Annotated in this window: 4 protein-coding genes; all 4 read left to right on the top strand. The window is 68.0% G+C overall.

Annotated features, from left to right (window positions below):
* The first annotated feature begins 223 nt into the window (after positions 1-223).
* The 4 genes from GPA_RS02565 (at position 224) to GPA_RS02550 (ending at position 5,161) form a co-directional block, all read left to right on the top strand.
* Positions 224-892 (top strand): response regulator transcription factor, encoded by a 669-nt coding sequence (locus GPA_RS02565; protein WP_041238847.1) that lies wholly within the window; start codon positions 224-226, stop codon positions 890-892.
* Positions 893-908: 16 nt separating this feature from the next.
* Entirely contained in the window at positions 909-1,937 is a 1,029-nt protein-coding gene (locus GPA_RS02560; RefSeq protein ID WP_015538847.1) for a sensor histidine kinase, read from the top strand.
* A gap of 205 nt (positions 1,938-2,142) precedes the next feature.
* Positions 2,143-2,979, top strand: a complete 837-nt coding sequence (locus tag GPA_RS02555; protein WP_015538846.1) for an ABC transporter ATP-binding protein — start codon at positions 2,143-2,145, stop codon at positions 2,977-2,979.
* A complete protein-coding gene (locus tag GPA_RS02550) occupies positions 2,969-5,161 on the top strand; it encodes an FtsX-like permease family protein (RefSeq protein ID WP_015538845.1) in 2,193 nt (730 codons plus the stop codon). Before GPA_RS02555 ends, GPA_RS02550 begins: the two co-directional genes overlap by 11 nt.
* Positions 5,162-5,320: the final 159 nt, after the last annotated feature.

Genomic DNA, 5,320 nt, shown 5'->3' with positions numbered 1-5,320 from the left:
CGAAGCGCGGCTGACCGCCGCCGGGCCGCATGCCGTGCGGCGGCTGCCCCATGAAGGCGCGGGTGGCATTGCCGGGTTCGCGAACCCGGCGGTTTCGCTGACGGCCCGTTGACGAAACGGTTACGGCTCGGGGTCGCTCGCGCCCCCTTGCCCTAGTATGAGGGGCGAACCCCGGCATCGCCCCTTGGGCGCGGTGCGCGAAACCGAATGCGAAGGAGGCCCGGTGGCCCGGATATTCGTCGTGGAGGACGACGCGGCGCTGCGCGGCGAGCTCATGCGCCTGCTGGAGCTGCAGGGGCATGAGGCGCTCGCCAGCACGGCGTTCGACCGCATAGCCGACGAGGTGCTCGCCGCCGACCCCGACTGCGTCCTGCTCGACCTCAAGCTGCCCGGCGACGGCGGCCATGCCGTGTGCCGCGACCTGCGCAGCGCAAGCGACGTGCCCATCGTCATGCTCACCTCGTCGGACAACGAGTTCGACGAGGTCATGAGCATGAACCTGGGGGCGGACGACTACGTGACCAAGCCCTACAACCCCGCCGTGCTCCTGGCGCGCATCCAGTCGGTGCTCCGCCGTGCGGCGCGCACCGAGCCGCCGTCGCGCATCGAGCACAAGGGCGTCGTGCTGGACGTGGCGAGAAGCCGCGTGGAGTACGAGGGCCGCGGGGTGGAGCTCACCCGCAACGAGTTCCGCGTGCTGCACCTGCTCATGGAGAACAAGGGCGCCATCATCTCGCGCCAGGAGCTCATGATGGAGCTGTGGCAGTCCGACGCCTTCATCGACGACAACACGCTCACGGTGAACGTGAACCGGCTGCGCAAGAGCCTGGCCTCCATCGGCGTGCCCGACGGCTTCCTGGCCACGCGCCGGGGGCAGGGCTACCTCGTCTGATGAGCGGTGCGCGGCCATGAGCCTGTCCGCCTACCTGCGCGACAACCTCGCGGCCATCGGCGTGGGCGTGCTGTGCTGCCTGGGCGTGGCCGGCATGCTGGCCGTGCTCGGCGTGGGCGTGTACGCCACGGTGCTCGTGCCGTGCTTCGTGGCGCTGTGCGGCGCGGTGGTGCTCGGCTTGGGCTACGTGCGCAGGCGCCGCTTCTACACTGAGCTCGCGCGCATCGTGGAGGACCTCGACCGCACCTACTTCGCCTCGGAGCTCGTGGAGGAGCCCGGCTTCCTGGAGGGGCGCCTGGCCCACGAGGCGCTCGAGGCAGTGGGGAAGGCCGCGGCCGACGACGTGGCGTTCCACCGGCGGCAGGCCGAATCGTACCGCGACTACATCGAGCTGTGGATACACGAGATCAAGACGCCCATCGCCGCCGCCCACCTCATGACGGCCGACCTGCACGGGGGCGTCGCCTCGAAGCTGAAGGCGGAGCTGGACCGCATCGAGTCCTACGTGGAGCAGGCGCTCTACTACGCGCGCTCCACCTCGCTCGCGCGCGACTACGCCATACGCGAGCTGTCGCTGGCCGACGCCGTGCGCACGGCCTGCAAGAAGAACGCCCGCTACCTCATCGAGCGCGGCACCACCCCGTCCATCGAGGTGGGGGACGGCGTGACCGTGTTCGCCGACGCCTCCTGGCTCTCCTTCGCGCTGGGGCAGGTTTTGGTGAACGCGGCGAAGTACGGTGCAACGTCCGTGCGCTTCACCGTGCGCGAGGAGGGTGCGGGCACGAGCGCGGCGCGCACCGTGCTGGAGATCGCCGATGACGGCCCGGGCATCCCCGCCGCCGACGTGCCGCGCGTGTTCGACCGCGGCTTCACCGGCAAGAACGGCCGCGCCCAGGGCTCGGCCACCGGCATGGGCCTGTACCTGGTGGCCACGCTCTGCGAGAAGATGGGCCTCGGCGTGGGCCTGGCCTCCGAGGAGGGCACCGGCACCCGCGTCATGCTCGCGTTCCCCCACGACCGCAGGCGCATGGACGACCAGGTGTGACAAAGGGACGGGGATAATGTCACATTCCCCGTGCGCCTAACGAGCTTGGTAGACATCAGGGAATGTGACATTATCCCCGTCCCTTTGTCACACCGACGGGCGCCTCTCCCTTGCAAATTCGTAAGGTTGCGGTAAGCCTCTTCGATGGCGGGCGCGGCACGGCGGACGTAGTATCTTGGCAGACCCCGAGAGAAGGAGATTTGCCATGACCGAAGTTTACGCGACCCCGGAAGCGGCTTGCGCGCAGCAGGCGCCGGCCGCCTATGCGTCCGGCTCCCGGCCCATCCTGTCGGTTCGCCAGATAGAGAAGGTGTACGGGAACAAGGACTCCGTCACCAAGGCGGTGCGCGACATCAGCTTCGACGTGATGCCGGGCGAGTTCGTGGGCATCATGGGGCCGTCCGGCTCCGGCAAGACCACGCTCCTGAACTGCGTGGCCACCATCGACACGGTGATGAGCGGGCACATCCTCGTCGACGGGCGCGACGTGACGGGCCTGCGCTCCCGCGCGCTTGCGAAGTTCCGCCGCGACGACCTGGGCTTCATCTTCCAGGACTCCAACCTGCTGGACACGCTCACCGGCTTCGAGAACATCGCGCTGGCGCTCACGGTGAAGGGCGAGCCCGCCGGCCGGGTGAAGCCGAAGGTGGACGCCATCGCGGCCACGCTCGGCGTGTCCGAGGTGCTGGGGAAGTACCCCTACCAGATGTCGGGCGGCCAGAAGCAGCGCATCGCCGCGGCCCGCGCCATGGTGGCCGATCCGAAGCTCGTGCTGGCCGACGAGCCCACGGGCGCGCTCGACTCGCGCAGCGCCACCGTCATGCTGGAGACGCTCGAGATGATGAACTCCTCGCTCGGCGCCACCATCATGATGGTCACGCACGATTCCTACGCCGCCTCGTTCGCGAGCCGCATCCTGTTCGTCAAGGACGGCGCCGTGTTCAACGAGATACGCAAGGGCGACACCTCGCGCAAGGACTTCTTCAACCGGATCATGGAAGTGGTCACGTTCCTGGGCGGTGACGTGCGCGATGCTCGCTAAACTCGCCTTCCGCAACATCCGCCGCTCGGTCAAGGACTACGGCGTGTACTTCGTCACGCTCGTGTTCGGCGTGGCGGTGTTCTACGCGTTCAACTCGGTGTCGAGCCAGTCGATCCTGTTCGACCTCGAGGACACGGCCTCGGCCAGCGTCTTCGACATGACGGGGCAGTTCCTGGGCATGTTCAGCGTGCTCATCGCCTGCGTGCTCGGGTTCCTCGTGCTCTATGCCAACGGCTTCCTTATCAGGCGGCGCAAGCAGGAGTTCGGAACGTACCTCATGCTGGGCATGAACCCCCGCAGCGTGTCGGCCATCGTGCTCATGGAGACGGCGGCGGTGGGCCTCGTGTCGCTCGTGGTGGGCCTCGCCTTGGGCTTCGCGCTGTCGCAGGGGCTGTCGTTCGTCACGGCCGGCCTGTTCAACATCCAGATGACCCAGTACCGCTTCGTCTTCTCCCTCGACGCCTTCATGCTCACGCTGATGTGCTTCGTGCTCATCTTCGTCGTGACAGGGCTGTTCAACACGCTGTCCATCCGGCGCTACAAGCTCATCGACCTCCTGTCCGCCCGCTCGAGGAACGCGCGCTTCCGCGTGCGCAACCCGTGGATCAGCCTCGTGGCGTTCGTTGCGGCCGTCGGCATCCTCGCCTGGGCGTACCTCACGCTCATGGACAACGGCCTGGTGTACTTCGACGACGGGTTCTGGCGGGCCACGGCGCTCATGGTGCTGGGCACGTTCCTTCTGTTCTGGTCGCTCGCGGGCTTCGCCATCGCGGTGATCGAGCGCACGCGCGGCGTGTACTTCCGCGGCCTCACGATGTTCACGACGCGCCAGATTGCCAGCAAGGTGAACACGGCGTTCGTGTCGCTTTCGGTGGTGTGCATCATGCTGTTCTTCTCGCTCACGGTGTTCTCCACGGGCATGGGCCTGGCGCGCGCGTTCACCGGCAACATAGAGGATGGCACCGTGTACGACGCCACGCTCACGGCGAACGTGTACCTGAACGCGGGCGGCACGCACGATCCCGAGAAGCTCGCGGCCATGAGCGAGGAGGACCGCGAGTACCAGCGGGTCGCCGACGAGAAGGCCGCGGCCGTCGAGGCCGACGCGGAGGCCTACGGCTGGGACATCGCCGCGAAGCTGGCGGACGCCTCGCCGGTCTGGGGCGAGCTGGTGGGGAAATCCGCGCAGCTGGACGCGTTCAAGAGCACCGACGTGACGTACGGCGAGCTCATGGACCGCTACGGGCACGACACGGGCAACGAGAAGCAGAACGAGGCGCTGCACAACCAGGGCGTCACGCTCATCGGCGTCTCGCAGTTCAACGCGCTGGCCGAGCTCGTCGGCCGGCCCACGGTGGAGGTGGGCGAGGGCGGCTACGCCGTGAACAACACGCTCGACGCCATGAAGGCGCTTTCGGAGGCGCTCGCCCGCAAGGGCGAGACGGTCACCGTAGGCGGGCGCGTGCTCGAATCGGTGGGAGAGCTGCGCAGCCAGCCGCTCGAGGACACCACGTTCGCCGCGAGCGGGGCGGAGCTCATCGTGCCCGATTCGGTGATCGACGCCCTGCGCGCCCAGGGGGCGGTTCCCGAGCAGAGCATCCTCAACCTCATGTACAAGACGGGCCGCGTCGAGGGCGACAAGCTGCTCGGGCAGATGCTCGCCGAGGCATCGCCCGCGAACCCTGAGGTGGCGGCGTCCGGCTGGACGTTCAGCCCGAAGCCCTGGCCCGTGACGCTGTCCTTCACGGCCGAGGAGGTGCTCGTCCAGTCGAGCGGCATGAACCTCATGATCTCGTACCTGGCGCTCTACATCGGCTTCGTGTTCCTCATCGCCACGGCGGCGGTGCTTGCCATCCAGCAGCTGTCCGAGGCCAGCGATTCGCTCGCGCGCTACCAGGTGCTCGCCGAGATCGGCTGCGACCGCCGCATGATCTTCCGGTCGCTGCGCGCCCAGGTGCTCGTGTACTTCCTCGTGCCGTTGGCGGTGGCCGTGTGCCATACCGTGTGCGCCGTGGGCGTCATCAGCGACTCGGTCATCTCGCAGCTGGGCGTGTCGGTGCTCGAGCCGGCCCTCATGACCGGCGCCCTCGTGGCCGTGGTGTACGGCGCCTACCTGCTGGTCACGTACTTCGCCAGCAAGGGCATCATCCGCGCCGCGCTCGGCAAGAAGCTCGTGGGGTAGGGAAGGGGGGCCATCCGCCGCGGCGAGGGATAATCCCCCTCGCCGGGCGGCGGCGGTTCTGCTAGGATGCTCTCCATGGAAGACTCGCCGAAAACCGCCAAGCGCCGCGAGCGCGAGAAGCGCACCATCTCGCAGATGGTGGCGCTGTACTGCGCCGGC

The organism is Gordonibacter pamelaeae 7-10-1-b (assembly GCF_000210055.1).
Classification (GTDB): Bacteria; Actinomycetota; Coriobacteriia; order Coriobacteriales; family Eggerthellaceae; genus Gordonibacter; species Gordonibacter pamelaeae.
This window is presented reverse-complemented; position numbering and strand designations above follow the sequence as displayed.

What these genes read in the sequence shown, in the direction of transcription:
- GPA_RS02555 (WP_015538846.1), top strand. Translation starts at nt 2,143, where the DNA reads ATGACCGAAGTTTACGCGACCCCGGAAGCGGCTTGCGCGCAGCAGGCG.
- GPA_RS02550 (WP_015538845.1), top strand. Translation starts at nt 2,969, where the DNA reads ATGCTCGCTAAACTCGCCTTCCGCAACATCCGCCGCTCGGTCAAGGAC.
- GPA_RS02560 (WP_015538847.1), top strand. Translation starts at nt 909, where the DNA reads ATGAGCCTGTCCGCCTACCTGCGCGACAACCTCGCGGCCATCGGCGTG.